The organism is Ruminococcus sp. NATIVEDY161, from assembly GCF_045819895.1.
In the GTDB taxonomy this organism is placed as follows: domain Bacteria; phylum Bacillota; class Clostridia; order Oscillospirales; family Acutalibacteraceae; genus Ruminococcoides.
In genome coordinates this window covers 882,817-909,213 of sequence record NZ_CP162392.1, presented here as the reverse complement: position 1 = coordinate 909,213, position 26,397 = coordinate 882,817, and the positions used below count along the sequence as shown (strand labels likewise).

At 47.2% G+C, this 26,397-nt stretch carries 20 protein-coding genes, 5 tRNA genes and 4 rRNA genes; 20 read left to right on the top strand and 9 right to left on the bottom strand.

Annotated elements, in window-relative coordinates; all coding sequences use genetic code 11:
• Positions 1–4 precede the first annotated feature (4 nt).
• The 4 genes from AB1I50_RS04340 to AB1I50_RS04325 all read left to right on the top strand — a co-directional run bounded on the left by AB1I50_RS04340 (position 5) and on the right by AB1I50_RS04325 (position 3,162).
• A complete protein-coding gene (locus AB1I50_RS04340; RefSeq protein ID WP_407725015.1) occupies positions 5–637 on the top strand; it encodes a flavodoxin family protein in 633 nt (210 codons plus the stop codon).
• Positions 638–649: 12 nt separating this feature from the next.
• Complete coding sequence (locus AB1I50_RS04335) at positions 650–1,417, top strand: protein-ADP-ribose hydrolase (protein WP_407725014.1); 768 nt, start codon at positions 650–652, stop codon at positions 1,415–1,417.
• A gap of 19 nt (positions 1,418–1,436) precedes the next feature.
• The gene (locus AB1I50_RS04330; RefSeq protein ID WP_407725013.1) at positions 1,437–2,093 is read left to right on the top strand and encodes a ComF family protein; all 657 of its coding nucleotides are present in this window, start codon (positions 1,437–1,439) and stop codon (positions 2,091–2,093) included.
• A 193-nt stretch (positions 2,094–2,286) separates the two neighbouring features.
• Complete coding sequence (locus AB1I50_RS04325; RefSeq protein ID WP_407725012.1) at positions 2,287–3,162, top strand: DUF5131 family protein; 876 nt, start codon at positions 2,287–2,289, stop codon at positions 3,160–3,162.
• A 36-nt stretch (positions 3,163–3,198) separates the two neighbouring features.
• On the opposite strand, the gene AB1I50_RS04320 is transcribed toward AB1I50_RS04325, so the two are convergent.
• From AB1I50_RS04320 to AB1I50_RS04295, 6 genes are all read right to left on the bottom strand, one after another.
• A complete protein-coding gene (locus AB1I50_RS04320; protein ID WP_407725011.1) occupies positions 3,199–3,675 on the bottom strand; it encodes a GNAT family N-acetyltransferase in 477 nt (158 codons plus the stop codon).
• Between the two features lies 1 nt (position 3,676).
• Positions 3,677–4,582 (bottom strand): prephenate dehydratase, encoded by a 906-nt coding sequence (locus AB1I50_RS04315; protein WP_407725010.1) that lies wholly within the window; start codon positions 4,580–4,582, stop codon positions 3,677–3,679.
• 18 nt (positions 4,583–4,600) lie between these two features.
• Positions 4,601–5,605, bottom strand: a complete 1,005-nt coding sequence (aroF, locus tag AB1I50_RS04310; RefSeq protein WP_407725009.1) for a 3-deoxy-7-phosphoheptulonate synthase — start codon at positions 5,603–5,605, stop codon at positions 4,601–4,603.
• 283 nt (positions 5,606–5,888) lie between these two features.
• Entirely contained in the window at positions 5,889–7,736 is a 1,848-nt protein-coding gene (locus tag AB1I50_RS04305; RefSeq protein ID WP_407725008.1) for a LicD family protein, read from the bottom strand.
• Positions 7,733–8,482 carry an ABC transporter ATP-binding protein gene (locus AB1I50_RS04300; protein WP_407725007.1) on the bottom strand — a complete coding sequence of 250 codons (750 nt, stop codon included), beginning with the start codon at positions 8,480–8,482 and terminating at the stop codon, positions 7,733–7,735. Before AB1I50_RS04300 ends, AB1I50_RS04305 begins: the two co-directional genes overlap by 4 nt.
• 15 nt (positions 8,483–8,497) lie before the next feature.
• Entirely contained in the window at positions 8,498–9,337 is an 840-nt protein-coding gene (locus tag AB1I50_RS04295; RefSeq protein WP_407725006.1) for an ABC transporter permease, read from the bottom strand.
• A gap of 271 nt (positions 9,338–9,608) precedes the next feature.
• Here AB1I50_RS04295 and rpsF point away from each other — a divergent pair, with 271 nt between their 5' ends.
• The 6 genes from rpsF (at position 9,609) to AB1I50_RS04265 (ending at position 14,653) form a co-directional block, all read left to right on the top strand.
• Positions 9,609–9,905, top strand: coding sequence for a 30S ribosomal protein S6 (rpsF, locus tag AB1I50_RS04290; protein WP_407725005.1), 297 nt, complete (start codon positions 9,609–9,611; stop codon positions 9,903–9,905).
• Between the two features lie 71 nt (positions 9,906–9,976).
• A complete protein-coding gene (locus AB1I50_RS04285) occupies positions 9,977–10,468 on the top strand; it encodes a single-stranded DNA-binding protein (RefSeq protein WP_407725004.1) in 492 nt (163 codons plus the stop codon).
• An 88-nt stretch (positions 10,469–10,556) separates the two neighbouring features.
• Positions 10,557–10,793, top strand: a complete 237-nt coding sequence (gene rpsR, locus AB1I50_RS04280) for a 30S ribosomal protein S18 (RefSeq protein WP_407725003.1) — start codon at positions 10,557–10,559, stop codon at positions 10,791–10,793.
• Positions 10,794–11,022: 229 nt separating this feature from the next.
• Entirely contained in the window at positions 11,023–11,334 is a 312-nt protein-coding gene (locus AB1I50_RS04275; RefSeq protein WP_407725002.1) for a metal-sensing transcriptional repressor, read from the top strand.
• Between the two features lie 4 nt (positions 11,335–11,338).
• Positions 11,339–13,837 carry a heavy metal translocating P-type ATPase gene (locus AB1I50_RS04270; RefSeq protein WP_407725001.1) on the top strand — a complete coding sequence of 833 codons (2,499 nt, stop codon included), beginning with the start codon at positions 11,339–11,341 and terminating at the stop codon, positions 13,835–13,837.
• Positions 13,838–13,891: 54 nt separating this feature from the next.
• Entirely contained in the window at positions 13,892–14,653 is a 762-nt protein-coding gene (locus tag AB1I50_RS04265) for a peptidoglycan DD-metalloendopeptidase family protein (protein ID WP_407725000.1), read from the top strand.
• A gap of 318 nt (positions 14,654–14,971) precedes the next feature.
• On the opposite strand, the gene AB1I50_RS04260 is transcribed toward AB1I50_RS04265, so the two are convergent.
• Complete coding sequence (locus tag AB1I50_RS04260; protein WP_407724999.1) at positions 14,972–15,601, bottom strand: cytidylate kinase-like family protein; 630 nt, start codon at positions 15,599–15,601, stop codon at positions 14,972–14,974.
• A 619-nt stretch (positions 15,602–16,220) separates the two neighbouring features.
• On the opposite strand from AB1I50_RS04260, the gene AB1I50_RS04255 reads away from it, so the two are divergent.
• The 10 genes from AB1I50_RS04255 (at position 16,221) to AB1I50_RS04210 (ending at position 24,442) form a co-directional block, all read left to right on the top strand.
• Positions 16,221–17,748: ribosomal RNA gene (locus AB1I50_RS04255) — 16S ribosomal RNA — on the top strand.
• 251 nt (positions 17,749–17,999) lie between these two features.
• Positions 18,000–18,075: transfer RNA gene (locus AB1I50_RS04250), tRNA-Ala, on the top strand.
• A 104-nt stretch (positions 18,076–18,179) separates the two neighbouring features.
• Positions 18,180–18,256, top strand: a tRNA-Ile gene (locus AB1I50_RS04245).
• Between the two features lie 266 nt (positions 18,257–18,522).
• Positions 18,523–21,354, top strand: a 23S ribosomal RNA gene (locus AB1I50_RS04240).
• 384 nt (positions 21,355–21,738) lie between these two features.
• Positions 21,739–21,814, top strand: a tRNA-Lys gene (locus AB1I50_RS04235).
• Positions 21,815–21,858: 44 nt separating this feature from the next.
• Positions 21,859–21,933, top strand: a tRNA-Glu gene (locus AB1I50_RS04230).
• Positions 21,934–22,230: 297 nt separating this feature from the next.
• A 5S ribosomal RNA gene (rrf, locus tag AB1I50_RS04225) occupies positions 22,231–22,347 on the top strand.
• 332 nt (positions 22,348–22,679) lie between these two features.
• Positions 22,680–22,755, top strand: a tRNA-Asn gene (locus AB1I50_RS04220).
• Positions 22,756–22,773: 18 nt separating this feature from the next.
• Positions 22,774–22,890: ribosomal RNA gene (rrf, locus tag AB1I50_RS04215) — 5S ribosomal RNA — on the top strand.
• The 16S, 23S and 5S rRNA genes sit together here with 5 tRNA genes alongside, the layout of an rRNA operon.
• A 145-nt stretch (positions 22,891–23,035) precedes the next feature.
• The gene (locus AB1I50_RS04210; protein WP_407725308.1) at positions 23,036–24,442 is read left to right on the top strand and encodes an IS5 family transposase; all 1,407 of its coding nucleotides are present in this window, start codon (positions 23,036–23,038) and stop codon (positions 24,440–24,442) included.
• An 81-nt stretch (positions 24,443–24,523) separates the two neighbouring features.
• On the opposite strand, the gene AB1I50_RS04205 is transcribed toward AB1I50_RS04210, so the two are convergent.
• Positions 24,524–25,396 carry a carbohydrate ABC transporter permease gene (locus AB1I50_RS04205; RefSeq protein WP_407724998.1) on the bottom strand — a complete coding sequence of 291 codons (873 nt, stop codon included), beginning with the start codon at positions 25,394–25,396 and terminating at the stop codon, positions 24,524–24,526.
• The gene (locus AB1I50_RS04200) at positions 25,396–26,262 is read right to left on the bottom strand and encodes a carbohydrate ABC transporter permease (protein WP_407724997.1); all 867 of its coding nucleotides are present in this window, start codon (positions 26,260–26,262) and stop codon (positions 25,396–25,398) included. The genes AB1I50_RS04205 and AB1I50_RS04200 overlap by 1 nt, the downstream gene beginning before the upstream one ends.
• Positions 26,263–26,397 lie beyond the last annotated feature (135 nt).

Below are 26,397 nucleotides of genomic sequence, written 5' to 3'. Positions count from 1 at the left end.
TATTATGAAGGTTTTAATCATCAACGGAAGTCCGCACAAGAGCGGCAACACCTCAATCGCGATTGACGAGGTTGTTAAAACTCTCGCGGAAGAAAATATAGAAGCCGAGGTTGTGCAAATCGGCAACAAGGCGGTTCGCGGCTGTATCGCCTGCAACCGCTGCGCGGAGCTCGGACATTGCGTTTTTGATGACGAGGTAAATAAAATTGCCGAAAAGTTCGAGAGCGCCGACGGTCTGATTGTCGCTTCTCCGGTGTATTACGCCTCTGCAAACGCCACGCTGATTGCCTGCCTTGACCGCCTGTTTTACAGCACTTCCTTTGACAAGACAATGAAGGTCGGCGCGAGCATTGTTGTCGCAAGGCGCGGCGGCTGTACGGCTACCTTCGACGAGCTAAACAAGTACTTTACAATCAGCCGTATGCCGGTTGTTTCAAGCCAGTACTGGAACTGCGTTCACGGCAGAGCACCGGGCGAAGCTGCTTGTGATGCCGAGGGTATGCAGACAATGAGAACCCTCGCGCGGAATATGGCGTTTTTGCTCAAATCAATCGCCCTCGGAAAAGAAAAGTTCGGTCTGCCCGAAATTGAACCGTGGCAGGGCACTCACTTTGTGAGAGAGGATTTAAACGGATAGGGGAGTGTTAACGTGACACAAGCGGAAAGACAAAGATTTTTGATAGAATATATGCTCGCTGAACGCGGAGAAGCGGCGGATATTCCACACGACGAATACAACCGCAAGCGGCTTTTGCGTTCGCTGTTCAACGTCAGAATGCCAAAGAATTGCAGTGATGAGTTTATTCGCGTTCAGGACGAGTATTTGCGACAGCAGACTAAGGAAAAAGGCGTGACGGATATCGACGATTTACAGCCTGTCGATGGCGATATTTACCTTTGGCAGGGCGACATCACAACGCTTAAATGCGACGCGATTGTTAACGCCGCGAATTCCCAAATGCTCGGCTGTTTTTCGCCGTGCCACGGCTGTATTGATAACGCTATTCACACCTTTGCAGGCGTTCAGCTCAGAGCTGCCTGCAACGAGATTATGACTGCTCAGGGGTATGAAGAACCTACAGGTCAGGCGAAAATCACCCCTGCCTATAACCTGCCGAGCAAGTACGTTATCCACACCGTAGGCCCTATTGTCGGCGGACGGCTGACAGAGAAGGATTGCGAATTGCTGAAAAGCTGCTACCTATCCTGCCTTAAGCTTGCCGAGGAAAACGGCGTTAAGAGCATAGCTTTCTGCTGTATCAGCACGGGCGTGTTCGGTTTTCCTAAGGAAGAAGCCGCGAAAATCGCCCTCAGTACGGTTCGTGAGTATAAAGCTGAAACCGGCAGTGATATCAAAGTAATCTTTAACGTTTTCGGTGACAGCGACTTAAGAATATATCAATCGTTGTTTAACTGAGTTATTAAGGGGTGATTAGATGAAATACAAGCTGAAAGGGTTGTACGAGTTTGCCTTGAATTCGTTTTTTCCTGTGCGTTGTCCGTACTGCGACATCGTGATTGACCCTCAAAGATATGCTTGCGACGAATGTAGTAAAAATTTTCCCGAAATTCCAATCACCACCTACATCGAGGGCGGCTACCGCTGTATTGCGCCGTTTTTGTATAAGGACAACTTTGCCGAGGCGGTTAAGAGGTTCAAGTTTCACAATCGCGCCCAGTATGCAAAGGCGTTGGCGTTTGCGATAATCACGGCTCTCGGAAGCGCCGGTACGGATTTGGATTTCGACTACATCACCTGCGTGCCCATGCACAAGGAGCAGAAGCTTAACAGGGGTTACAATCAGTCGGAGCTGCTCGCAAAGGAGTGCGCGGATTTAATGCGCACAAAATATATTCATTCGCTTGAAAAGTACAAGAAAAATCAGGTTCAGCATACCTTGTCAGGCGCTGAACGCAGAAAGAATGTTAAGGGCGTTTACCGCCCAATAAATAAGGAAATGCTCAAAGGCAAGCGCGTTTTGCTTATCGACGACATCATCACGACAGGCAGTACGCTTGCCGAGTGCACAAAGATTTTAAGCAAGTGCGGCTGCAGCGATATATGCTGTGCCGCGGTTTGCTCGGCGGATTAATACTATTCTCTGATAGAAAGTAGACAACTTTCTATCAGAGAGAAAACGCTTGGCGCGTTTTCCAATTGCGCAAAAGCGCAATTGCCGTCTTATACAATCTTGACGCGCCTACGGCGCTATTAAAAAGTAGAAAGTCTACTTTTTAATGAAGATTGGTATAATAAAGCTTTAGTAAAAATAGGGAGGTGAGGTTTTGCACGACATTTGGAACCCATGGCACGGCTGTAAAAAGTGCAGCGAAGGCTGTCAGAACTGCTATATGTATTTTTTGGACGGACAGCGCGGCAAAAACGGCGCTGATATTTACCGAACAAAGGCAGGCTTTCGCTATCCCTTGTCAAAGGACAGACAGGGTAATTACAAGGTTCAGAGCGGCGAACAGCTCAGGGTGTGTATGACCTCGGATTTCTTCCTTGAAGAAGCCGACGAATGGCGCGATGACGCATGGAGCATTATCCGCAGGCGCCCCGACGTTGTGTTCTTTTTACTTACAAAACGCCCCGAAAGAGTGCGCGGCCATTTGCCGTATGATTGGGGCGACGGCTGGGAAAATGTATTTTTTAACGTAAGCTGTGAAAATCAAAAGCGTGCCGACGAGCGAATACCCATACTTTTGGATTTGCCGTTTAAGCACAAGGGCATAATGTGCGCGCCGTTTATCGGTGAAGTAAGCATAAAAAAATATCTGCCTTTCGGGCAGATTGAGCAGGTGCTTTGCGACGGCGAAAACTACTCGGGAGCTCGTCCGTGCCATTATGAATGGGTTAAGCGCCTGCGCGACGAGTGTGAGGAATTCGGCGTAAAATTTGTATTTTGCGGAACGGGCAGGCGGTTCGTCAAGGACGGCAAAATGTACCGTATCGAGAGCAGTGAGCTCCAGTCGAACCAGGCTCACAAATCGGGACTGAGTTATGAGGGAAAGCCGATAAATTTCAAGCTGACAAATCCGCTCGGAATACCGATTGCCAAGGAAAGGCTATACACTCCGTATTTTTCGGAAAAGTGCCAAACCTGCGGAATGAAAATGATATGCAACGGCTGTACGCGCTGCGGAAAATGCAAATTATAAAAACGTCAATCCGTTTGGGTTGACGTTTTTGTGATTTTAAAGGATTTTTTCCATACCGATTTTCTGCGGTACAAGTCCCATCTTTTCATAAAATTTTAGCGCGGAGGGGTTGCAGCTCCAAACGTTTAGCGTAACGTTATAGCAGCCGTATTTCTTTGCGTAGTTGATTACATAATCGTAAAGCGCTTTGCCGACGTGTCTGCCGCGAGCATTTTCATCAACGCAGATGTCGTCGATATAAAGCGTCTTGATGTCGGTCATCACCGAGTCGTCGGTAAATTGCCTGTGTATGCAAAACGCATGACCGAGCACTTCGCCTTTGCCGTCCGCGCAGACAAAAACAGGCGTTTTATCATAGGCGATTATGGTTTCGAGCTCCTGCGCGTTGTACTTTGTGGCAGGGCCTTTGAAGATATCCGGCCTGCCGCTGTGGTGAACCATATCGACCTGAACAAGCAGCTCGAGCAGCTTGGGTATATCTCGATTTTCGGCTCGTCTGACTGTCAGTTCCATTTTATTTCTCCTCATCAAAAGCAGAAATTTCCTCGTAGTTGCCGAGAAAACTGAACTCGGGCACTTCCCCGCAAAGTCCGCATAAAAGCTGCGTTAATTCCTCGCTTTTTACGCTGCCGGTAAAGTCAAGGTAAAACAGATATCTGAATTCCTTGCCGGGAATCGGTCTCGATTCAATCTTAGTCAGGTTAAGTCCGAGGTCGTTAAAACGTCCAAGCATAGCGTAAAGCGAGCCCGATTCGTGTGGAAGCGAAAAGCAAAGGCTTACCTTGTTTGCGTTCTCATCAATAAACAGCTTTTTGGAAATTACAATGAACCGTGTTGAGTTGTACGGATTGTCCTGAATATGATTGTCAAGAATTTTTAAGCCGTACTCCTTCGCCGCGTTGGGGGAGCAGATTGCTGCCAAATTAATTCTTTTTTCCTTGGCGGTGTCGCGTGCGGCAACGGCGGTGTTTGACCACGAAAAAGTCTGAAAGCCGTGCTTTTCGGTGTATTCCGCGCACTGCGAAAGCGCCTGAGGGTGGGATATTACCTTTTCGATATCCGAAAACTCAGCCTGCCTGAGCCCTGCAAGGCAGTGGTCTATCGGCAGACCGAGAACCTTTACGATGTAAAATCTGTATTTCAGAATTAAATCGAATACGGTGGAAACCGAGCCTGCCGTTGAGTTTTCCACAGGCAGAATTCCGAACGCGCATTCGCCGCTTTCGACAGCTTCAAAAACGTCCGCAAAGCCCGGATAGTCTTTGAGCTCGCTGCCGGGGAAAAGCTTCAGCGCGGCGTCGTGGCTGTTTGCGCCCTTAATGCCCTGATATGCGATTTTTGCGTTTGATGAATCGGGGATAGGCGGAGCGCTTTTAATCTCCTCAAAGAGCGCCTTGCCTGCTGCGTTTAAGTTATCCATAAATTTACTCCGGTGTTATTAAAGTGCCTTTTTAAGTGAAAAAATCTTTTTTGCAACGCCGTCAAACTGCTTCGGGGTGAGCGACTGTGCGCCGTCCGAGAGCGCGTGAGACGGATCGTTGTGAACCTCAATAATAAGCCCGTCGGCGCCTGCCGCAACCGCCGCCATTGCAAGCGGCTCAACAAGCCAGCTTTTGCCCGATGCGTGGCTCGGATCCACAACTACAGGCAGGTGCGAGAGCTTTTTGATAATCGGAATTGCCGAAACGTCAAGGGTGTTTCTGGTGTAGGTCTCGTAGGTGCGGATTCCGCGCTCGCACATAATAACCTTGTCGTTGCCGCCTGCCATAATGTACTCGGCGCTCATCAGCCATTCCTCGATCGTCGCGCTCAGTCCGCGCTTAAGCAAAATCGGCTTGTCTGTCTTGCCGAGCTCCTTGAGCAGGTCAAAGTTCTGCATATTTCTCGCGCCGACCTGGATAATGTCTACGTTCTCGAACATATCAATGTGCTCTGTGCGCATAATCTCGGTGACGATGGGCAGTCCGGTTTCTTTCCTCGCGATTTTCAGCAGGTCAAGTCCCTCGGATTTCAAGCCCTGAAAGGCGTAGGGTGAGGTTCTCGGCTTGAACGCGCCGCCGCGCAGCAGTGTAGCGCCTGAGACGCTTACTTCCTTTGCAATCTGCACAATCTGCTCCTCGCTCTCAACCGAGCAGGGGCCTGCCATAATGTGCAGACTTCCGTCGCCTATGCTCACGTTGTCGTTGATTTTGATAACGGTGTTTTCGGGATGAAACTTGCGGTTAGCCTTCTTGTAAGGCTCCTGAACGCGCTTAACGCTCTCGACAATATCCTGAGCGTCGATGTACTCGATATCGACAGTGTGAGTGTCCCCGATAAGTCCGAGCACGGTCGAATGAACGCCGTCCCAGCGGTTAACCTTGACCTCGTAGTCGGTGCAAAGCTTGTCGGTGAACTGAGCGATTTGTTCGGGCGGTGTTGATGGTTTTAATACTATAATCATTTAAAATCCTCCTAATGTAACCTAATATACCCAATATAATAATTTACCACTTTAATTCGATAAAGTCAAGCCTTACGGCAAAAATAAAAGCCTGACCAAATTATCGGTCAGGCAAAATTTAGGCAATACCGCATAATTCAGGTATGCGGATTGCGCAGCAAGATTTTTCGTCAGGTTGTACAAATAAATCAAGGTAAGGCTGACGCCTTGCCGAGTTTTTTTGGGCAAGCTGACGGAATAATATTCAAGCAAGCCGTGCGCCTTGAATTGTGCGGTATTGCCTTTATAACATATCATATTTTCCGATGTCGCATAGCTTAATCTCGTGACAGCCGAGCCTTGTGCTCAGCGGCGCAAGCTCCATATAGTCGCCGTAAAGGAATTTGAGGTACTCGTCGTACTTCTCGGGTACGGGGAGCATTTCGCCCTCAAAGTCAAGGCGGATTTCGTTTTGGAGCAGCTCTATGGGGAAGCTGCCGTTGTACACGTTCCTGCCCATTCCGTCGTAGAGGTACTTGGCGTTTTTCTTGTTCTTGAAAAAGCTGATTGTGTGGTTCATCAGCCACAGGCTGAACCTCAGCGGAAATACCTTTATGCAGAAGTTTGTAACCGCGGTCTGAATACGGCTTCCGTTCTGAGTTTTGCGGTTATTCCACTTGTTGAGGACGAGCGCGCGTGTGAAAATCGTCATCGCGAGGTGGATTTTCTGACCGAGAGCCGAGTTTGCGGTTTTGTCGTGGCAGAAAATATCGAGCGCGATACCTATGTTGATTGAGTTGTGCGACTTTGCAAGCTCGGTCGCGAAAACCGTGTTGTCAACCCTGAGCTTCGCAAATTCGTAGAAGTTATTTTTGTCGGTCTTGTTTGAGTGGAAGGACAAAAACGGCGGAAGCTCAGACGGAGCAATCTTGCAGAATTTGTCGTAATCCTCTCTGAGCATCATAATGTCGGAGTCGTCGTCCCACGGAATAAATCCGCGGTGCCTTACCGCGCCAAGCAGTGTTCCGCCGCCCAAAAAGTAGCGGATATTATGCTTTTTGCAGATTCGGTCAACCTCCATCAGCCCTGCAAGCTGAATTTTCTGTATCGCGTCAAGCCGTCCGTCGTGCGTGTTCGGCAGGCTCGCACCCTTGGCGTTGTCCATATAGCTCATAACGCAGAGCTCAAGCGCGGTTTCGAGCTTTACCGAGGGCTCGCAGCCGTTGTTTTCAAGCTTGCTGCCGAGAACAGCGCAGGCGTTAAGCTCATCCTTACCGCCGAGTGTAACGCGCGCTGTTTCGGGGTAAATATCGTGCAGAACAGCGGCGAGCATTCCCGTGGAAACCGTGGAGTTAATTCCCGTAACGTTGTAAACCTCGTCGCTTTTAAGCTGAGTTAAAGAATATATAATTGCCTTGAAAACGTCGGAAATATAAACGAGCGAGTATTTTCTGTCTGAGTTAAAGAGAGTGTATTCCTCACCCTTGGCAACCGCCCTGAATAAACCGTCAAACGGAGTTTTAAGCCCAGAGCACGCGCCTAAAACAATGCCCGTCCTGAGCGTTGTAAGCTCAAAAGCGCCTGCCTTTTTCTCGCAGTTCATGTACGCTTCAAGTGCGCGGAAAAGCTGGCTGTCAAAGCAGCTTTCGTCGGTGTTGTCAACGGCGGCGTACTCGTTTTCGGCGTAAACCCTGCCGTGCTTGGCTTTGCCGTAAACCCTGCTGTCGCTGAGTGCTATAAGCCTTGCCTTGCTTTTTTTTGCAATTCTGCAAAGCTCCTTAACCGCGGCAAGCTCGGTTTTTAAGCTGCCGCCAAAGCTCTTAATCTCCTCGCCGCAAAGTCCTGTGTAGATTATATAATCCGCTTTTCTAATTTCTGATAAAGAATTATAATCAACAAAATCGAAGTCGTCTCTGAGCACAAGCTCAGAAAAAAGCTCCTTAATTCTGCTGTTGTCGCTATCAGAAAAAATAACCCTGATGTTCAGAGCCTTGGCTTCGTTTTGATACAAAAGGGCATAGCAAAGACAGCGGGCAATTGAATGTCCGCTGATCAGTATAGTTTTATTTTTGAGCTTATTGAGCTCGTCTTTTTCGATTACGGGCATAGCCGCCCAGTCTGCTTCAAATTCGTTAAGCTTGGTTTTAATCATTTTTTCTTCTTGTTTTTAACGCTTTCCTTGTAATCGTTATAAACCTTAAGTGTTTCCTCTGTGTCGCCGTCAAAAATAACAGCGCCCTTTCTCAGGTAAATTGAACGCGGACAAATCTCTTTAACGGAGCTTGCTGTGTGGCTAACGTAAAGCACGGTTGTGCCTGCCTCGATAATCTCCTTGATTTTGTCCTTACACTTGCGCTTAAAGCTCGCGTCACCGACAGCCAGCGCCTCGTCGATTACGAGCACATCGGGCTCAATATTAACGTTGATAGCAAAGCCCAGACGCATTTTCATACCGCTGGAGTAGGTTCTTACAGGCTGGTCAATATAGTCTCCGAGCTCTGCGAATTCGATGATTTTTTCTTCAATTTCCTTAATATAATCGTCCTCAAGACCGAGAATATAGCCTTTGAGGTAGATGTTTTCCCTGCCGGTCATCTCCATTGAGAAGCCTGCGGTAAGCTCGAGCAGAGCGGCAACCTTGCCGTCTACAAAAATCTCGCCCTCGTCGGGGAAGGCAACGCCTGTAATCATCTTGAGCAGGGTGGATTTACCCGCGCCGTTGTCACCGACAATACCAACGGACTCGCCGCGCTTAATCTCAAACGAAACGTCATTTAACGCGCGGTTTGTTTTGGGATTTCTCGGCTTAATGAACAGCGCCTTAAACCTCGCCTGGTCGTTTTTATATAGGATATATGTTTTTGAAACGTTTTTAAAACGAATAATAGTATCTGACATCAATTGCGCCTCCAATCAGAGCACGTCGGGAAGTTTTTTTCTGAGTCTGTTGTAGTTGTAAATTCCGAGCAGGAACACTACTACAAACTCAACCATAAAGATAACAAATTCCGTCTTGTACTCAAAGAACCACCTGTTGTAGATGAAGCAGTTGCGGTATCCGTTCGCAAAGAAGTTAATCGGGTTAACGAGCATAGCGTACTTTAAGAAGCCCTTGAAGCTGTAGGAGTCGTACATAATTCCCGACAGCCAGAAAATACCCGACATAACCGATACGATAAGGCTTTCAAAGTCCTTGCTGAACGCCGCCATTGGCGCGGTTGACCACGAAAGAGCCAAAAAGAACATAAACATCAGCGGACAGTACAGGAAGAACTGCAAATCATAAACGCTCACAGGCGGCAAACCGCCTGCAACACGGTGAAATACAACATAGCCGTACATAATTATCGCGAGGAAAAGGTGAACGTACAGTCTTGAAAGTCCCGTGTATGTAAGGATTGTCGATACAGGGAACTTAACCTTTGTGATAAACTGCCTGTTGGTTCTCAGCGTTTTTGACCCCTGAACAATGCTGTCCTGAATGAAGAACCACGGAATGATTCCTATAAACATAAATGTAAAGAAGTCGATTGAAAACGCCTCGGGACCGCCGAGGTTAACGCCGACGTCTCTGAGCTTTTTAATACCCACCGAGAAAGCGAACCAGTAAACAAATACGGTAAACGCAGGCTTTACAACCGCCCAAAGCGGTCCGATTACAGCGCCCTTGTAGGTTTTAATGAGCTCGTTTTTTGACAAAAGCATAATCTGCTTGCCAAAGCCCTTGTGTTCGTTAAGTATTGACGTAAACAAAATAACACCGTCCTGTCTTTTTCATAAACTATTTCATAGAATTTTTTGAAATTTACACACCATTCCATACTAATCCATTATACACTTATAGTATATAACAATTTTCTGATTTGTCAATGAGTTGTTATGCTGATTTATCAGCCACAAAGCTCATTAAAATTGTGAAAAAGAGTTGACAAAGGGCTTTTTTGTGTTATAATATATCTGTCGCTCTATGCGACAAATCCTTGCGGAGAAATCCGCCATAATGTCCAGAAGGAGGTGCAAAGTGATGGCAGTAACAGCAAATTACGAGACCGTAATGATTATCTCAATGAAGCAGGGCGAAGAGGGCATCCAGGCTCTTATCGAAAGATTTAAGAAGCTCATTGAGGAGCGTGCCACTTTGAAGAATGTTGACGAGTGGGGCAAGAGAAAGCTTGCTTACCTTATCAACAAGGAAAGTGAAGGCTACTACGTTCTCTTTGATTTTGAATCAACTGCTGAGTTCCCCGCGGAGCTTGACCGTCGTTTCAGAATTACCGAAGGCGTTATCCGTTCACTCATCATTAAAAAAGAAGAAGACTAAGCGAATACGAACATTGTAGGATGAATGTAAACGCATTTGTCCGAATTACGAATGACGAAAGGAAAAAAGTTATGTTAAACCGTGTAATTTTAATGGGACGTCTGGTATCGGATCCCGAACTCAAAACAACTCCTAACGGAGTAAGCGTTACAAATTTCAGAATTGCAGTTGACCGCAGCTATGTTAGAAGCGGCGAGGAGCGCAAGGCTGATTTTATCGACATCGTTTGCTGGAGACAGCAAGCTGAGTTTGTTTGCCGTTACTTCGGCAAGGGCGCTATGATTGCGATTGAGGGACAGCTTCAGACAAGAACATACCAGGCTAAGGACGGCACAAACCGCTATGTTGTAGAGGTTGTAGCCGACAACGTATCCTTTACAGGCGAGAAAAGGGACAACTCAGGTTACGGCAATCAGTCGTACGGAAACCAGTATTCTCAGCCTCAGCAGTACAGCCAGCCCCGTCAGTATCAGGAGCCTGCTCCTCAGGCAGCGCCTTCATACGAGAGCGGCTCGAACGCTGATTTTCAGGATATGCCGCTTGATGACGATTTGCCGTTCTGATTGCAAACCGTCAAAGCGTGATGCGTTAACGTAACAAAATTTTGAACTTAACCAATTCACATAATTCTCAACGAAAGGAGAACTAAAGATGGCTGAAAGACCTAACAGAGGCAGAAAAGGCCGCAAGAAAGTTTGCGCTTTCTGTGTTGACAAGGTAGAGCATATCGACTACAAGGATGTTAACCGCATTCGCCGTTACCTGTCCGAGAGAGGAAAAATTCTTCCCCGCCGTGTAACAGGCACCTGCGCAAGACATCAGCGTGACCTCACAACTTCAATCAAGCGTGCGCGTCACCTCGCACTGCTCCCTTACTCAGCAGACTAATTTATAAATCAAACCGCTTTGCTTTTGCAGGGCGGTTTTTTTAGCCTCCCCCAACGCGTAAGCTTTGGGGGAGGTGTCATTTTGCATAGCAAAATGACGGAGGGGGCGGAGTTTGTGTTAATGCGAGTTAAATTTAGAAATTAAATCGTAATAATAATTTGTATCTATGTTGACAAATACCCTGTGGGGGTATATAATAAAGCTGAAAATACCTATAGGGGGTATATTTGTGGAAGAAAAGAAAACCGAAGTCTGCGCTTGTCACAAGACCAAAAAGCGCGACGAAGCTGAGTATAAAAAGCTTGTTAACCGCCTTAACCGCATCGAGGGGCAAATCCGCGGAATTAAGCGTATGCTTGAAAACGACGCCTACTGTCCCGATATACTCGTTCAGGCTGCCGCGGTCAACGCTGCGATAAACTCTTTTAACAAAGAGCTGCTTTCAAGTCATATTCACACCTGCGTTGCGGATGATATAAGAGAGGGCAAGGACGAGGTTATCGACGAGCTTATGGACACTTTGCAAAAGCTTATGAGGTGATTTGATGAGACAATTTGACGTTGGCGGAATGAGCTGCGCCGCGTGCTCCGCGAGGGTTGAGAAGGCGGTGTCGTCGCTCGACGGCGTAAGCTCCTGCTCGGTCAGCCTGCTGACAAACTCAATGGGAGTCGAGGGCAGCGCGGATTCCGCCGAGATAATAAAGGCGGTTGAAAACGCCGGTTACACCGCCGCCGAAAAGGGAAAAGAAAATAAAACCTCTCAGCCGAACGCGGATTCTTTGAAGGACACCGAAAGTCCGAAAATCCTAAAGCGCCTTGTTGCTTCAATCGGATTTTTGCTCGTGTTGATGTACTTTTCAATGGGGCATATGATGTTCGGCTTTCCGCTGCCGAAGTTTTTTGACGGCAACTGCGTAGGGGTAGCGCTTGTTCAATTACTGCTCGCCGCGATAGTTATGGTGATTAATCAAAAGTTTTTCATCAGCGGCTTTAAGGGAGTAATCCACCGCGCTCCGAATATGGACACGCTCGTTGCTCTCGGCTCGGCAACATCGTTTGTTTACAGCACGGTCAATCTGTTTTTGATGACCTCCGCGCAGGCGGCAGGGGATTTTGCTGGGGCTATGGCGTATATGCACGACCTGTACTTTGAATCTGCCGCGATGATTTTAACGCTAATCACCGTCGGCAAGCTCCTTGAAGCAAAGTCGAAGGGCAGGACGACCGACGCGCTGAAAAGCCTGATGAACCTCTCACCGAAAACCGCGACCTTGCTGATTGACGGCAAGGAAAAGACCGTCCCGATAGAGCAGGTCAAAAGGGGAGATACCTTTGTTGTCCGCCCGGGAGAGAGCATACCCGTAGACGGTATCGTGCTCGAAGGTGCGACGGCGGTTGACGAATCTGCCCTGACAGGCGAAAGCGTGCCTGTCGATAAGGAGAAGGGCAGTCAGGTTTCCGCCGCGACAATCAACCGTTCGGGTTATATAAAGTGCGAGGCTATGCGCGTCGGAGAGGACACCACGCTGGCGCAGATTATTAAGACCGTCAGCGACGCCGCGGCTACAAAAGCACCAATCGCGAAAATTGCCGACAAGGTTTCGGGTGTGTTCGTGCCCGTGGTAATCGGAATCGCGATAATTACCTTTGCTATTTGGATGATAATCGGAGCGCCTGTCGGAGACGCTACCGCAAGGGCGGTTTCGGTTCTCGTAATCAGTTGTCCGTGTGCGCTCGGACTGGCAACTCCCGTCGCGATAATGGTCGGAAGCGGAGTCGGCGCAAAGCATGGAATTTTGTTCAAAACCGCCGAATCGCTCGAGGAAACGGGCAAGCTTAAAACAATCGTCCTCGACAAAACAGGCACGGTCACAAGCGGCGAGCCTGTTGTCACCGACATAAAACCGAACGGAATTTCCGAAAACGAGTTTTTATCCCTCGCGTATTCGCTTGAAAAAATGAGTGAGCATCCGCTCTCAAAGGCGGTTAATCTCTACGCTCAGGAAAATAATATTAACAGCGCCGCGGTCAGCGCGTTCAAAAACCTGCCCGGAAGCGGACTGTATGCAGAGCTTGACGGCGAACCGCTCCGCGGAGGAAATCTCGGCTATATAGGCGGGTTTTGTGATATCTCAGACGAATTCAAAGTCGTTGCGGATAACCTCGCAAACGAGGGAAAAACACCGCTATATTTCTCTAAAGGAAATAAACTTCTCGGCATAATCGCTGTAGCAGATGTTATTAAGCCCGACAGCAAACAGGCTGTAAGCCTTTTGAAATCTCAGGGAATGAAGGTTGTAATGCTCACGGGCGACAACCAAAGGACAGCCTCGGCAATCGCTAAGCAGGCAGGCATAGACGAGGTTATCGCAGGCGTTCTGCCGGACGAAAAGGAGAGCGTAATCAAAAAGCTCAGCGCTCAGGGCAAAACCGCGATGGTCGGTGACGGCATTAACGACGCGCCTGCCCTGACCTCTGCCGACATCGGAATTGCAATCGGCGCAGGTACGGACGTAGCTATCGACGCCGCGGACGTAGTGCTGATGAACAGCTCGCTTATAGGCGTGCCGAACGCTGTTAAACTCGGCAGAGCCGTGCTCAGGAATATCCGCCAAAACCTGTTTTGGGCGTTCATCTACAATATAATCGGAATACCCCTCGCCGCCGGAGCGTTTATCTCAATCCTCGGCTGGAGTATGAACCCGATGTTCGGCGCGGCGGCAATGAGCCTTTCGAGCTTCTGCGTAGTAACAAACGCGCTCAGACTGAACTTTGTAAAACTTACTGAAATAAAATCAGATAAACCAATAAAAACCGAAACAATCAAGGAGGAAAAGAAAATGGCAACAACATTAAAAATCGAGGGAATGATGTGCCCCCACTGCGAGGCAAGGGTAAAATCCGCGCTCGAATCACTTGCGGAGGTTGACTCTGCCGACGTAAGCCACGAAAAAGGCACTGCGGTTGTTAATCTTAACGCCGAAATTTCAGCGGATAAGCTGAAAGAAACCGTTGAAGCGCTGGGCTACAAAGTGTTGGAATAAAATTGAATAAATCAAAGCGCTTCCGCCAATAATAACAGCGGAGGTGCTTTTTTTATGAGCGAACATTACAGCGGCGAAAGAAGAAAAAGAAAAACCCGCCGCGAAAAAATCGGATTTTACACCGCGTTTTCAATCTGCCTAATCGCTGTTTGTATGGCGGTATATTCAACATACAACACCGTCAGCAATTCGGCAAAGCAAAATCTTGCGTCGTCGGACGCAAAGCAGGTTAATCAGCCGGTAACGGGAGTTCACGCAACTCCGCCCATGCCGACTCTCGGCAGTGAGTTTAAGCCCGAAAAGGAAACTTATCCCACCGAGGTTGCCGAGCAGGATGACGCAACCGTTCAGCCGACAACTCAAAAGCCGACCTACAGCCGCGATGCGTTGCAGACAATGCTCGCCGCGGACATCAGCCTTGCCTTTCCGGTAAAGGGCGGCAACGTCCTGCGCGAATACAGCAAGGAGAGCGTCTATTACAAAACTCTAAATGTGTGGAAACCGCATAACGGCGTTGACTTTGCCGCGGAGCTTGGCGACGACGTAATGTCGATGAGCGACGGCGAGGTTACCAAGGTCAGCGAGGACAAGCTTTTCGGCAAAACCGTTGAAATCTCGGTCAATAACGTTGTCTGCGTTTACAGCGGACTCGGTGATATCAAGGTCAAAAAGGGCGATACCGTCAAGCAGGGCGACAAAATCGCCACAGTCGGCACAGTTCCCTTTGAGGCGAGCGAGAAAAATCATATCCACGTCGAGGTCAAGGTAAACGGCACAAACGCCGATCCAATCAGCTTTATCAATAACGAAGAATAACGCCCTCGAACCGTTCAGGGGCAAACAAAGGCGCGCCGCCTAAAATGACAGCGCGCCTGCTTTTAATTAAAACAGCCGCCCGAAAACGGACGGCTGAACGCATGTGGATTTTATGTCAACGAAAAACACTAAGCGATTTTCAATTAAAATTCCTTTTAAAAGCTTGGTAAGCGTGGCTTACCTCTCGCTCTCGTGCCACTCCTCGTTGCCGAAGATAAAATCATCAATATCCATAATGACGAATTTCATATTTTTCACCTCCTAAATTAATGATACAACAATGATACAGTATATTCAGGAGGAGTATATTTTATGCCTCTAATTTTTGCCGAGTAAATTAAGGTAGTCGACAATCAAATCAGCGGCAACGTCAGGTGTAAGATTAGTGGTGTTAATACACAAATCGTAGTTGTCAACCTGACCCCATTTTTGTCCTGAATAAAAACTGTAATAGTTAGCTCTGCTTTTGTCTGCCTTTAATACAGCCTGTTTGGCTCTGGCAGGTTCAATGTCGTTTCTGTCAACGGCGCGTTTCATTCTGCTTTCAATGTCAGCGTAAATATACACTTTTACTACGTTGGGATTGTCTTTCAGCACATAGTCGGCGCATCTTCCGACAACAACAAAATTCTCATTCTCCGATTTTTCCTTGATTATCTTGTGCTGAATAATATAAAGCTGATCGTTAATCGGCAAATCGCCCATTGATGAAGAAAACCCGTTTCCGTAATTATACAGACCTACGGAAAGCGAATAAAGCAAGCTGTTGGCAGGCTTTTCGTCTGCCTTTTCAAATACCTCGGGAGATACTCCGCTCTCTTTAGCTGCCATAGAAATCAGTTCCTTGTCATAAAAGGTTATGCCAAGCTTATTTGCAAGCAGTTCACCGATCTCGTGTCCACCCGAACCGTACTGTCTTGTAATTGTAATGATTTTATTGCAGCTCATTCTTCTCACCTCGATATTTGAAAACACAAAAGAAAGTTTTATTTCTTTTATGTAATTATATGATACCACAAATTTATAAAATGTCTATACTTTTTTGCCATGAAAAAATTTTTTGTTAATATTATCTAAAGTGAAGCCCCATTACTTATTTAAAAACACAATAACAAAACGCAAATTAATGAGTAAAACACGGGAAATGTATTATAATATAATATGTATAGGAAAAAAGTATGGCTATATTTTCCTTAACCGCCAAGATAAAATCAATCAAAATAAATATATTATCAAGATATAAAAAAGTTGAAAAATAATTCTAAAAAATTCAAAAAAGATGTTGACAAACCAAGGTGATTGATGTATAATAACACTTGCACTATTGAGATGCGGGTGCGAAAAACGCCCGTTATTTTTTAGCCCAAAAGTGCTTAGAACCTTGAAAATTGAACAATAAGGAAAACAAGAAACCCGTAATGACTTTGAGTGATTATACTCAAGAAATTACAGTTAGTACAAACTAAAATGTACAGTAAATTCACGAACGTGTCAGTATGATAAGTTCTGGATAAAGAGATTAAAACTCTGAAAAATGATTTGAACACCGAAAGGTGTTGAGATACAAATTTTAGAGAGTTTGATCCTGGCTCAGGACGAACGCTGGCGGCGTGCCTAACACATGCAAGTCGAACGGAACTATTTTGACAGATTTCTTCGGAATGACGGATTTTTAGTTTAGTGGCGGACGGGTGAGTAACGCGTGAGTAACCTGCCTCTAAGAGGGGAATAACGTTCTGAAAAGATCGCTAATACCGCATAACATATTGAAGCCGCATGACTTTGATATCAAAGATTTATCGCTTAGAGATGGACTCGCGTCCGATTAGCTTGTTGGCGGGGTAACGGCCCACCAAGGCGACGATCGGTAGCCGGACTGAGAGGTTGAACGGCCACATTGGGACTGAGACACGGCCCAGACTCCTACGGGAGGCAGCAGTGGGGGATATTGCGCAATGGGGGCAACCCTGACGCAGCAACGCCGCGTGAAGGATGAAGGTTTTCGGATTGTAAACTTCTTTTGTTAGGGACGAAATTTGACGGTACCTAACGAATAAGCTCCGGCTAACTACGTGCCAGCAGCCGCGGTAATACGTAGGGAGCAAGCGTTGTCCGGATTTACTGGGTGTAAAGGGTGCGTAGGCGGCCGAGTAAGTCAGATGTGAAATCTATGGGCTCAACCCATAAACTGCATTTGAAACTACTTGGCTTGAGTGAAGTAGAGGCAGGCGGAATTCCCTGTGTAGCGGTGAAATGCGTAGAGATAGGGAGGAACACCAGTGGCGAAGGCGGCCTGCTGGGCTTTAACTGACGCTGAGGCACGAAAGCGTGGGTAGCAAACAGGATTAGATACCCTGGTAGTCCACGCTGTAAACGATGATTACTAGGTGTGGGGGGACTGACCCCTTCCGTGCCGGAGTTAACACAATAAGTAATCCACCTGGGGAGTACGGCCGCAAGGTTGAAACTCAAAGGAATTGACGGGGGCCCGCACAAGCAGTGGAGTATGTGGTTTAATTCGAAGCAACGCGAAGAACCTTACCAGGTCTTGACATCCAACTAACGAAGTAGAGATACATTAGGTGCCCTTCGGGGAAAGTTGAGACAGGTGGTGCATGGTTGTCGTCAGCTCGTGTCGTGAGATGTTGGGTTAAGTCCCGCAACGAGCGCAACCCTTGCTATTAGTTGCTACGCAAGAGCACTCTAATAGGACTGCCGTTGACAAAACGGAGGAAGGTGGGGACGACGTCAAATCATCATGCCCCTTATGACCTGGGCTACACACGTACTACAATGGCCGTCAACAGAGGGAAGCAAAACAGCGATGTGGAGCAAACCCCTAAAAACGGTCCCAGTTCAGATTGCAGGCTGCAACCCGCCTGCATGAAGTCGGAATTGCTAGTAATCGCGGATCAGCATGCCGCGGTGAATACGTTCCCGGGCCTTGTACACACCGCCCGTCACACCATGGGAGCCGGTAATACCCGAAGTCAGTAGCCTAACGCAAGAGGGCGCTGCCGAAGGTAGGATTGGCGACTGGGGTGAAGTCGTAACAAGGTAGCCGTATCGGAAGGTGCGGCTGGATCACCTCCTTTCTATGGAGAAAGAAGTGCCGAGACGCGGAGCCCGAAAATAACGACCGGCGAGGACTAAGCTGAGGAGTTGCCAAAGGCAACGGAACAGATTAGACGAGCAGAAGTTATTTACGGAACAGCGAAGCGTAACGAGGCATGACATTACAAATGTCAGGTCTCAGCTCACAAAAGACACTCTAATCCAAGGTCAGCATTATGGATTTTAGTAACCTTATTGTTCAATTTTGAAGGTTCTGCCTTCAAAAAGATATGGGGGTATAGCTCAGCTGGGAGAGCACCTGCTTTGCAAGCAGGGGGTCTGCGGTTCGATCCCGCATATCTCCACCAGAAGAAAAGAATAATGAATAAAGAATAATGAATAGTTAAAAATCTTTATTTTTTTAGGAGTTATCTTTTCAAATAACGGCTTAAGATTTGAGCCAAACCAATATGGGCTTATAGCTCAGCCGGTTAGAGCGTCCGCCTGATAAGCGGGAGGTCGGTGGTTCGAGTCCACTTAAGCCCACCAAACAAATTGATAATTGAAAATGGAAAGTGGATAATTAATTATCCGTTATCAACTATCAATTATCCATTTGTAAAGAGTACCTTGAAAACTGAATAAAGATAGCAGATAAAGCGAGAAAAGTATGTTTATCAAGTAAGGTTTAGTCAAACAAACTCAAATTACGAAGGTAAAATACTGCAATTTCTGTAAGGGTGAAAAGAAGATTGTTAATATAACAGCCTATTTTCAAACTAATAACGAAGAACCAAAGATATCTCATAAGAAATGGTCAAGCTACAAAGAGCACAAGGGGAATGCCTTGGCACCGAGAGCCGATGAAGGACGTGACTAACTGCGAAAAGCCACGGGGAGCTGTAAGTGAGCGATATATCCGTGGATGTCCGAATGGAGCAATCCGGCAAGAGGAAAGTCTTGTCATCATATGCTGAATACATAGGCATATGAGGGGAACCGCCTGAACTGAAACATCTAAGTAGGGCGAGGAAGAGAAATCAACAGAGATTCCGCCAGTAGTGGCGAGCGAACGCGGAAGAGGCCAAACCGAGGGTAGAAATACCTTCGGGGTTCGGACAGTATAATGCATTGAAGCGACTTAGCTGAATGGTATGGGAAGGCCAATCGAAGAAGGTGAAAATCCTGTAAGCGAAAAGTCAATTCAGCAGACTGTATCCAGAGTACCGCCGGACACGTGAAACCCGGTGGGAATACGGGGGGACCATCCTCCAAGCCTAAATACTACTCGGTGACCGATAGAGAAGAAGTACTGTGAAGGAAAGGTGAAAAGTACCCCTGACGGGGAGTGAAACAGAACCTGAAACCTTGTGTTTACAAGCACTGAAAGTCATTCAACGGACGATCAGGTACCTTTTGTAGAATGGTCCGGCGAGTGAATGTATTTGGCAAGGTTAAGCACTTAAGGTGCGGAGCCGCAGCGAAAGCGAGTCTTAATAGGGCGTAAGAAGTCAAATGTATTCGACCCGAAACCGTGTGACCTACCCATGGCCAGGTTGAAGTAAAGGTAAAACTTTATGGAGGACCGAACCGACTGTCGTTGAAATGCCAGCGGATGAGCTGTGGGTAGCGGAGAAATTCCAATCGAACTCGGAGATAGCTGGTTCTCTCCGAAATAGCTTTAGGGCTAGCCTTGATATAGATTACCGGAGGTAAAGCACTGAATTGGCTAGGGGCCGAGAGGTTACTGAACCATATCAAACTAAGAATGCCGGATAATTGTTTATCAGGAGTCAGACAGTGGGAGATAAGTTTCATTGTCAAGAGGGAAAGAGCCCAGACCCACAGCTAAGGTCCCCAATCATAGTTAAGTGGAAAACGATGTGGAATTGCTTAGACAACCAGGATGTTGGCTTAGAAGCAGCCACTCATTAAAAGAGTGCGTAATAGCTCACTGGTCGAGTGATTCTGCGCGGAAAATTTAACGGGGCTAAACTATGAACCGAAGCTTGGGATACCTATTAGGTATGGTAGGAGAGCGTCGTATACGGGGTGAAGTCAGAGCGAAAGCGCTGGTGGACTGTATACGAGTGAGAATGCCGGAATAAGTAGCGAGAATTAAGTGAGAATCTTAATGGCCGAAAGTCTAAGGTTTTTGGAGGAAGGTTCGTCCGCTCCAAGTAAGTCGGGAGCTAAGGTCAGGCCGAAAGGCGTAGCCGATGCACATACGGTTGAAATTCCGTAACCATCTGCAATTTAAGCAAAGGGACACTTAAGAAGGGTGTGACCCGGGCGTTGGTAGACCCGGGCGTAAGGGACCGAAATTAGAGTAGGGAAGCACACTTGGATTAAGGCGAGAAAAGCTTTGTGAATAGAAGCAGATGCCCGTACCGCAAACCGACACAGGTGGACAGGAAGAGAATTCTAAGGCCAGCGGGAGAAGGGTAGTTAAGGAACTCGGCAAATTGACTCCGTAACTTCGGAATAAGGAGTGCTCGAAAGAGCCGCAGAGAATAGGCCCAGGCGACTGTTTAGCAAAAACACAGGTCTCTGCCAAATCGAAAGATGAAGTATAGGGGCTGACACCTGCCCGGTGCCGGAAGGTTAAGAGGAGATGTGAGAGCATTGAATTGAAGCCCCGGTAAACGGCGGCCGTAACTATAACGGTCCTAAGGTAGCGAAATTCCTTGTCGGGTAAGTTCCGACCCGCACGAATGGTGTAACGATCTGGGCACTGTCTCAACTACCCACCCGGCGAAATTGTAGTACCGGTGAAGATGCCGGTTACCTGCGGCAAGACGGAAAGACCCCATGGAGCTTTACTGTAACCTGATATTGGGTTTCGGTAATCTATGTACAGGATAGGCGGGAGACTGGGAAGCTTGGGCGTCAGCTCAGGTGGAGTCAATGTTGGGATACCGCCCTTAGGTTTCTGGAATTCTAACCTGCGGCCGTGAATCCGGTCGGGGGACATTGTCAGGCGGGCAGTTTGACTGGGGCGGTCGCCTCCGAAAGAGTAACGGAGGCGCTCAAAGGTTGGCTCAGCACGGACGGAAACCGTGCCTCTGAGTGTAAACGCAAAAGCCAGCCTAACTGCGAGCGTGACGGCGCGAGCAGTAACGAAAGTTGGAGTTAGTGATCCGGCGGTATGTGAATGGAAATGCCGTCGCTCAACGGATAAAAGCTACCCTGGGGATAACAGGCTGATCTCCCCCAAGAGTCCACATCGACGGGGAGGTTTGGCACCTCGATGTCGGCTCATCACATCCTGGGGCTGAATTCGGTCCCAAGGGTTCGGCTGTTCGCCGATTAAAGTGGTACGCGAGCTGGGTTCAGAACGTCGCGAGACAGTTCGGTCCCTATCTGTCGTGGGCGCAGGATATTTGAGGAGCTCTGTCCTTAGTACGAGAGGACCGGGATGGACGTACCTCTGGTGCACCAGTTGTCACGCCAGTGGCACAGCTGGGCAGCTATGTACGGAACGGATAAACGCTGAAAGCATCTAAGCGTGAAGCCGACTCCAAGATTAGATATCCCATCGCGTAAGCGAGTAAGACCCCTTGAAGACTACGAGGTTGATAGGCTGCGTGTGTAAGCATGGTGACATGTTCAGCTTGGCAGTACTAATAGGTCGAGGGCTTGACCACAAGAAGTGCTGAGACGCTGAGCCCGGGAATAACGAACTGCGAGGACTAAGCTGTGGAATTGACAAAGTCAATGGAACAGATTAGACGAGTGGGAGTTATTTACGGAAAAGCGAAGCGTAACGAGGCATGACAATAATCAAGCAGCAAAAGAATACTTTGGTCTAATGTCAGTATTTACTTCTTTCTTTCTTATCTCTTCTTTGTTCAGTTTTCAGGGTATTTGCCCAACGTTCGCAGTCAGGCTTAATTGAAACTTTTTATGATACAGAGTTTGGTTTATTTGTTTACTATGATAGAGAGAGCCGACTTATGTATTAAGTAAAAGTTTTAAGTCGAGAATTGGACGTCAAGCTTAGAACCGACCTGCGAAACGACTTAAAAAATGCACCATTAGCTCAGTTGGTAGAGCACCTGACTCTTAATCAGGGTGTCCCGGGTTCGAGCCCCTGATGGTGCACCAAAAGAAGCAAAGGGGCTCAAACAGCGAGCCCCTAAGCTAAATATGGCTCGTTGGTCAAGCGGTTAAGACTCCGGCCTCTCACGCCGGCAACGGGGGTTCGATTCCCCCACGAGTCACCAGATGATAAAAAAACGTCTGAAAAAGACGATTTTGATATATAGATTCTGTTTTGAGGAATCGAACCCGCGAGGGTTTGAGCGTAAAGAAAACAGTCCGGTGGACTGTTTTTAGTTCAAAGCGGTGAGCATCTGTGATGCGAGCCATCAAGAGCGAAGCTCTTGGTCGATTCCCCCACGAGTCACCAGAATCGAGTTCTTCGAACGCTCAATGAATAATGAATAGTGAATAATGAATAACTAATAATATTTATTGAGAGTTCGTTAACATACGTTTCCTAAATGGAAACGACAATAAAAGTTGGTGTTGATGACGCTGAGGGTCCACCTGTTCCCATACCGAACACAGAAGTTAAGCTCAGTGGTGCCGAAAATACTTGGCTGGCGACGGCCCGGGAAAATAGGGAGATGCCAACACTCATATTCCTCCATAGCTCAGTCGGTAGTGCAGACGTACATTCAAACCTCACACTAACGGGTAGGCAAAAGAGGAAATCCTCAGAGAAATCTGAGAAAACTTATATGATCCTCCATAGCTCAGTCGGTAGTGGCTACGTACATTTAAGTACCTGACACTGGACTGGATTTAGAGGAAAAAATCAGAGTGAATTTTCAAAAAATTTCGCGCCTCCATTGCACTCCGTGCAATGTCGGCGTTTGGTTGATAAATATCAACCATCCCCGAAATTGCACAAAATTTACTCAAAAATTTGAGTAGCAAAAACCGATAAAACTACTCAATTATATGATCCTCCATAGCTCAGTCGGTAGAGCGCATGACTGTTAATCATGATGTCACTGGTTCGAGCCCAGTTGGGGGAGCCACAAACTCGCTACAAATTAATTGGTGTTAATGACGCTGAGGGTCCACCCGTTCCCATACCGAACACGGAAGTTAAGCTCAGTGGTGCCGAAAATAGTGCCTTGGCGACGAGGTGTGAAAATAGGGAGATGCCAATACTTGTAGCGAGTTTTCCTTTATCTAATGTAAACTGAACAATCCCAATCATCCGATAAACAGTGCAAAAATCATCGAAATATGGTATAATAAATGCAAGGAAAACGGCTGAAAAGCCGCAAAAAGCTTGCATTTGGAGATGATGGGATGTATAAATTCGACAACGGACAGATAAGTTTAGAAGATTTCGGACAGCCGATAGGCATGAATCTGAAAAACAGCAACCGTTGGGTTAAGCGTGCGCAGACGATTCCGTGGCTTGAGATCGAGAAAAAATACGCGAAGCTTTTCTCTAACAAGAAGGGCAATGTGGCAAAGTCACTGCGCCTTGGTCTCGGCGCGAGGATCATCCAAGCCGAGTACGGCTACTCCGACGCCGAGACCCCGCTTCAAATCCAAGAGAATCCGTATCTCCAATACTTTTGCGGCTATAAAGCCTTTGATGACAGCAAGCCCCCGTTTGATCCGTCGATGATGGTCTACTTCCGCAAACGCCTGACGCCTGAGATCATCGGAGAAATCAACGAAATGATAATCTCCGCAGAGCAGGCAAAGCTTGAAAAGGAGAAGGAGAAATCGAGCAAAGACGAATCCGATGACGATGATAAGAACAGCGGAACCATGATCGTTGACGCGACCTGTGCTCCGTCGCAGATCTCATATCCGCAGGATGTATCCTTACTCAACAAAGCCCGCGAGTGCAGCGAGAAAATCATTGATGAGCTGCATGTCAAAGGCGAGCAAAAGCCCCGTACATACCGTAAGAAAGCGCATAAAGACTACACTTCTTACGCCCGCATCCGTAAGCCAAAGGCAAAGCAACGTCGTAAGGCAATCAAAAAGCAGCTTGGCTATCTCAACAGGAACATCGGTCATATTGAGAAAATGCTTGTCGGCGGGAAAGCATTACCTGCTAAATTTGAGCAAAAGTTTTCCACAATCCAAACAATCTACGCGCAGCAGAAAGAAATGTACGTCAACCGCACCCAAAGCGTCAAGGACAGGATTGTCAGTCTGAGCCAGCCGTGGATCCGCCCTATTGTGCGCGGAAAAGTCAAGGCAAAGACGGAGTTCGGTGTGAAGCTCGACATCAGCGTTTGCAATGGCTGGACGCGTCTTGAAAGGCACAGCTTTGACGCTTACAATGAATCCACGGGCTTGAAAGATATGATTGAGCGGTACAAAGAACGAACGGGACATTATCCCGAGCGTGTGCTTGTCGATAAAATCTATCGCACGCGCGAGAACCTGAAATACTGCAAGCAACACAAAATCAGGCTTTCGGGACCGGCTCTCGGCAGACCGAAAAAGGACGCTGAAATCGACAAAAAACAGAATTACATCGATGAGTGTGAGCGCGTCGAGGTTGAGCGCAAATTCAGCCTCGCCAAGCGCAAATGCGGCATGGACATGATAGTGACAAGGCTGAAAGAGACAACTTGCCACAGCATTGCTATGTCCGTTCTGCTTCTCAATCTGAGGAGGATCGAGAAGTTGAGGGCGGAGATATTAGCGTTGCTTTTCCGCAGTTTGAAATTGGGGTTTGTTCAGTAGATATTAATTAAGATAATATTAAAAAACGCAGGCAGTTCAAAACCAAACTGTCTGCGTTTTTGTTATGCTTTGAAGAAATAATTATCCCTTAACAGCGCCCGAAACAACACCTTCAATGATGTATTTTTGACAGGCGAAGTAGAACGCAACGATCGGAATAATACTCAGCACAACCAACGCCATAATAGCGCCGTTGTCGGTCTGACCGTAGCTTCCGTTAAGGAACTGCATGTGAATGGGAATGGTTCGGTACTCTCCGTCCAAAATCAAATAGGGAAGAAGGTAGTCGTTCCAAATCCACATTGTTTCAAGAATAGCGACCGAAATAACCGTGGGCTTCATAATCGGAAGAACCACGCCGAAGTAGGTTTTCAGCGGTCCTGCTCCGTCAACATCGGCAGCCTCCTCGATTTCGATCGGGATCGATTTTACAAAGCCCGAGAACATAAACACCGACAAGCCCGCGCCGAAGCCGAGATAAATAAGCAGAATACCCCAGGGAGTAATGAGCTTAAGCTTGTTGGCAGTGTCCGAAAGTGTGAACATTACCATCTGGAAGGGAACAACCATCGAGAAAATGCAGAAATAATAAATTATCTTGCATATTATCGTGTTTGAACGCTGAATATACCACGCGCACATCGAAGTGCAAAGCAAAATCAGGAACACGCCGCCCAGGGTAATAAACAGGCTCCAAATAGCAGCTTCCCAAAACGGATAGTTACCAAAGGTCATGCCCTTAACATAGTTTGCGAAACCGTTAAAGCATTCGGCGGTAGGAAACGCAAAAAGATTACGGCTTATGTCCTCGTTTGTTTTAAACGAGTTATAAAGTACAATGACTATCGGCATTACATAAAAAACCGAAACTATAGTGAAAATCACCGTAAGAATTTTCATGCCGACAGTTTGTTTTTTTACTTTTTTAGGTTCTTTTGCTGTAACTTTTGCCATTAAGCCTGCACCTCTTTTCTTCTTGTGAGGAACAGCTGCAGCAGCGAAATAGCTACTACAATAACGAAGAAGATAACGCCCTCAGCCTGTCCTACGCCTTTGGCGCTTCTGCCTTCGCCGTAGAAGGTTTTGTAAATGTTCAGCGCCATCATTCCCGTTGTCCAGATTCCGTCCTTAAGCGGAGCACCTCCGGTAAGCGCAAGGTTCTGGTCAAACAGCTTAAAGGAGTTGGTAAGTGTAAGGAACGAGCAGATCGTGATGGAAGGCATCATCATCGGCAACGTTACCTTGGTAAGTAATTGTCCTTTGGTTGCGCCGTCAATCTTTGCCGCTTCATAAAGGTCAGACGGAACATTCTGGAAGCCGGCAATATAAATTATCATCATGTAACCTGCCTGTTGCCAGCACATCAGGATAACCAAGCCCCAAAAACCCATGTCGCTGTTTGTAACAAGCGAAGGCATGTCAAGGTTTCTGAGTATGCCGTCAAAAATCTGATGCCAGATATATCCCAGAATAATACCTCCGACGAGGTTAGGCATAAAGAATACGGTTCTGAAAACATTCGATCCTCGAATTCCTATTGTCAGTCCGTAAGCGACAAAAAACGCAATAAGGTTTATAAGAACCAGGCTTACAACAACAAAGCCTAATGTAAACCAGAAGGATCTTAAAAAGCTGTCGTCCTGAAAAGCCTTTAAGTAGTTGTTGATACCGACAAATTTGGTTTTTGAAACGATCTGAAACTGAAAGAACGACAGGTAAATTCCTCTTATAAACGGATAAATAAAACCTATAACGAACGCCGCAAACGTAGGAAGAACAAAGATTAATGCATACAGTTTTCTTTTTGGTTTTTTAAACATCTCTTTGCCTTTCTTTATACAGTAAGGAGCCGGATAAAAGCTGATAAGCCGCAAAGCAAAAAAATCAGGGCTCGGTCTTGACCGGACCGTGGCTGAACACCATAAGCATTTTTATAGTCCACTCGTCGGTCAAGA

What these genes read in the sequence shown, in the direction of transcription:
- AB1I50_RS04265 (WP_407725000.1), top strand. Translation starts at nt 13,892, where the DNA reads ATGAGCGAACATTACAGCGGCGAAAGAAGAAAAAGAAAAACCCGCCGC.
- AB1I50_RS04200 (WP_407724997.1), bottom strand. Translation starts at nt 26,262, where the DNA reads ATGTTTAAAAAACCAAAAAGAAAACTGTATGCATTAATCTTTGTTCTT.
- AB1I50_RS04315 (WP_407725010.1), bottom strand. Translation starts at nt 4,582, where the DNA reads ATGGATAACTTAAACGCAGCAGGCAAGGCGCTCTTTGAGGAGATTAAA.
- AB1I50_RS04330 (WP_407725013.1), top strand. Translation starts at nt 1,437, where the DNA reads ATGAAATACAAGCTGAAAGGGTTGTACGAGTTTGCCTTGAATTCGTTT.
- rpsF (WP_407725005.1), top strand. Translation starts at nt 9,609, where the DNA reads ATGGCAGTAACAGCAAATTACGAGACCGTAATGATTATCTCAATGAAG.
- AB1I50_RS04300 (WP_407725007.1), bottom strand. Translation starts at nt 8,482, where the DNA reads ATGTCAGATACTATTATTCGTTTTAAAAACGTTTCAAAAACATATATC.
- AB1I50_RS04270 (WP_407725001.1), top strand. Translation starts at nt 11,339, where the DNA reads ATGAGACAATTTGACGTTGGCGGAATGAGCTGCGCCGCGTGCTCCGCG.
- AB1I50_RS04260 (WP_407724999.1), bottom strand. Translation starts at nt 15,601, where the DNA reads ATGAGCTGCAATAAAATCATTACAATTACAAGACAGTACGGTTCGGGT.
- rpsR (WP_407725003.1), top strand. Translation starts at nt 10,557, where the DNA reads ATGGCTGAAAGACCTAACAGAGGCAGAAAAGGCCGCAAGAAAGTTTGC.
- AB1I50_RS04340 (WP_407725015.1), top strand. Translation starts at nt 5, where the DNA reads ATGAAGGTTTTAATCATCAACGGAAGTCCGCACAAGAGCGGCAACACC.
- aroF (WP_407725009.1), bottom strand. Translation starts at nt 5,605, where the DNA reads ATGATTATAGTATTAAAACCATCAACACCGCCCGAACAAATCGCTCAG.
- AB1I50_RS04305 (WP_407725008.1), bottom strand. Translation starts at nt 7,736, where the DNA reads ATGATTAAAACCAAGCTTAACGAATTTGAAGCAGACTGGGCGGCTATG.
- AB1I50_RS04320 (WP_407725011.1), bottom strand. Translation starts at nt 3,675, where the DNA reads ATGGAACTGACAGTCAGACGAGCCGAAAATCGAGATATACCCAAGCTG.
- AB1I50_RS04210 (WP_407725308.1), top strand. Translation starts at nt 23,036, where the DNA reads ATGTATAAATTCGACAACGGACAGATAAGTTTAGAAGATTTCGGACAG.
- AB1I50_RS04205 (WP_407724998.1), bottom strand. Translation starts at nt 25,396, where the DNA reads ATGGCAAAAGTTACAGCAAAAGAACCTAAAAAAGTAAAAAAACAAACT.
- AB1I50_RS04285 (WP_407725004.1), top strand. Translation starts at nt 9,977, where the DNA reads ATGTTAAACCGTGTAATTTTAATGGGACGTCTGGTATCGGATCCCGAA.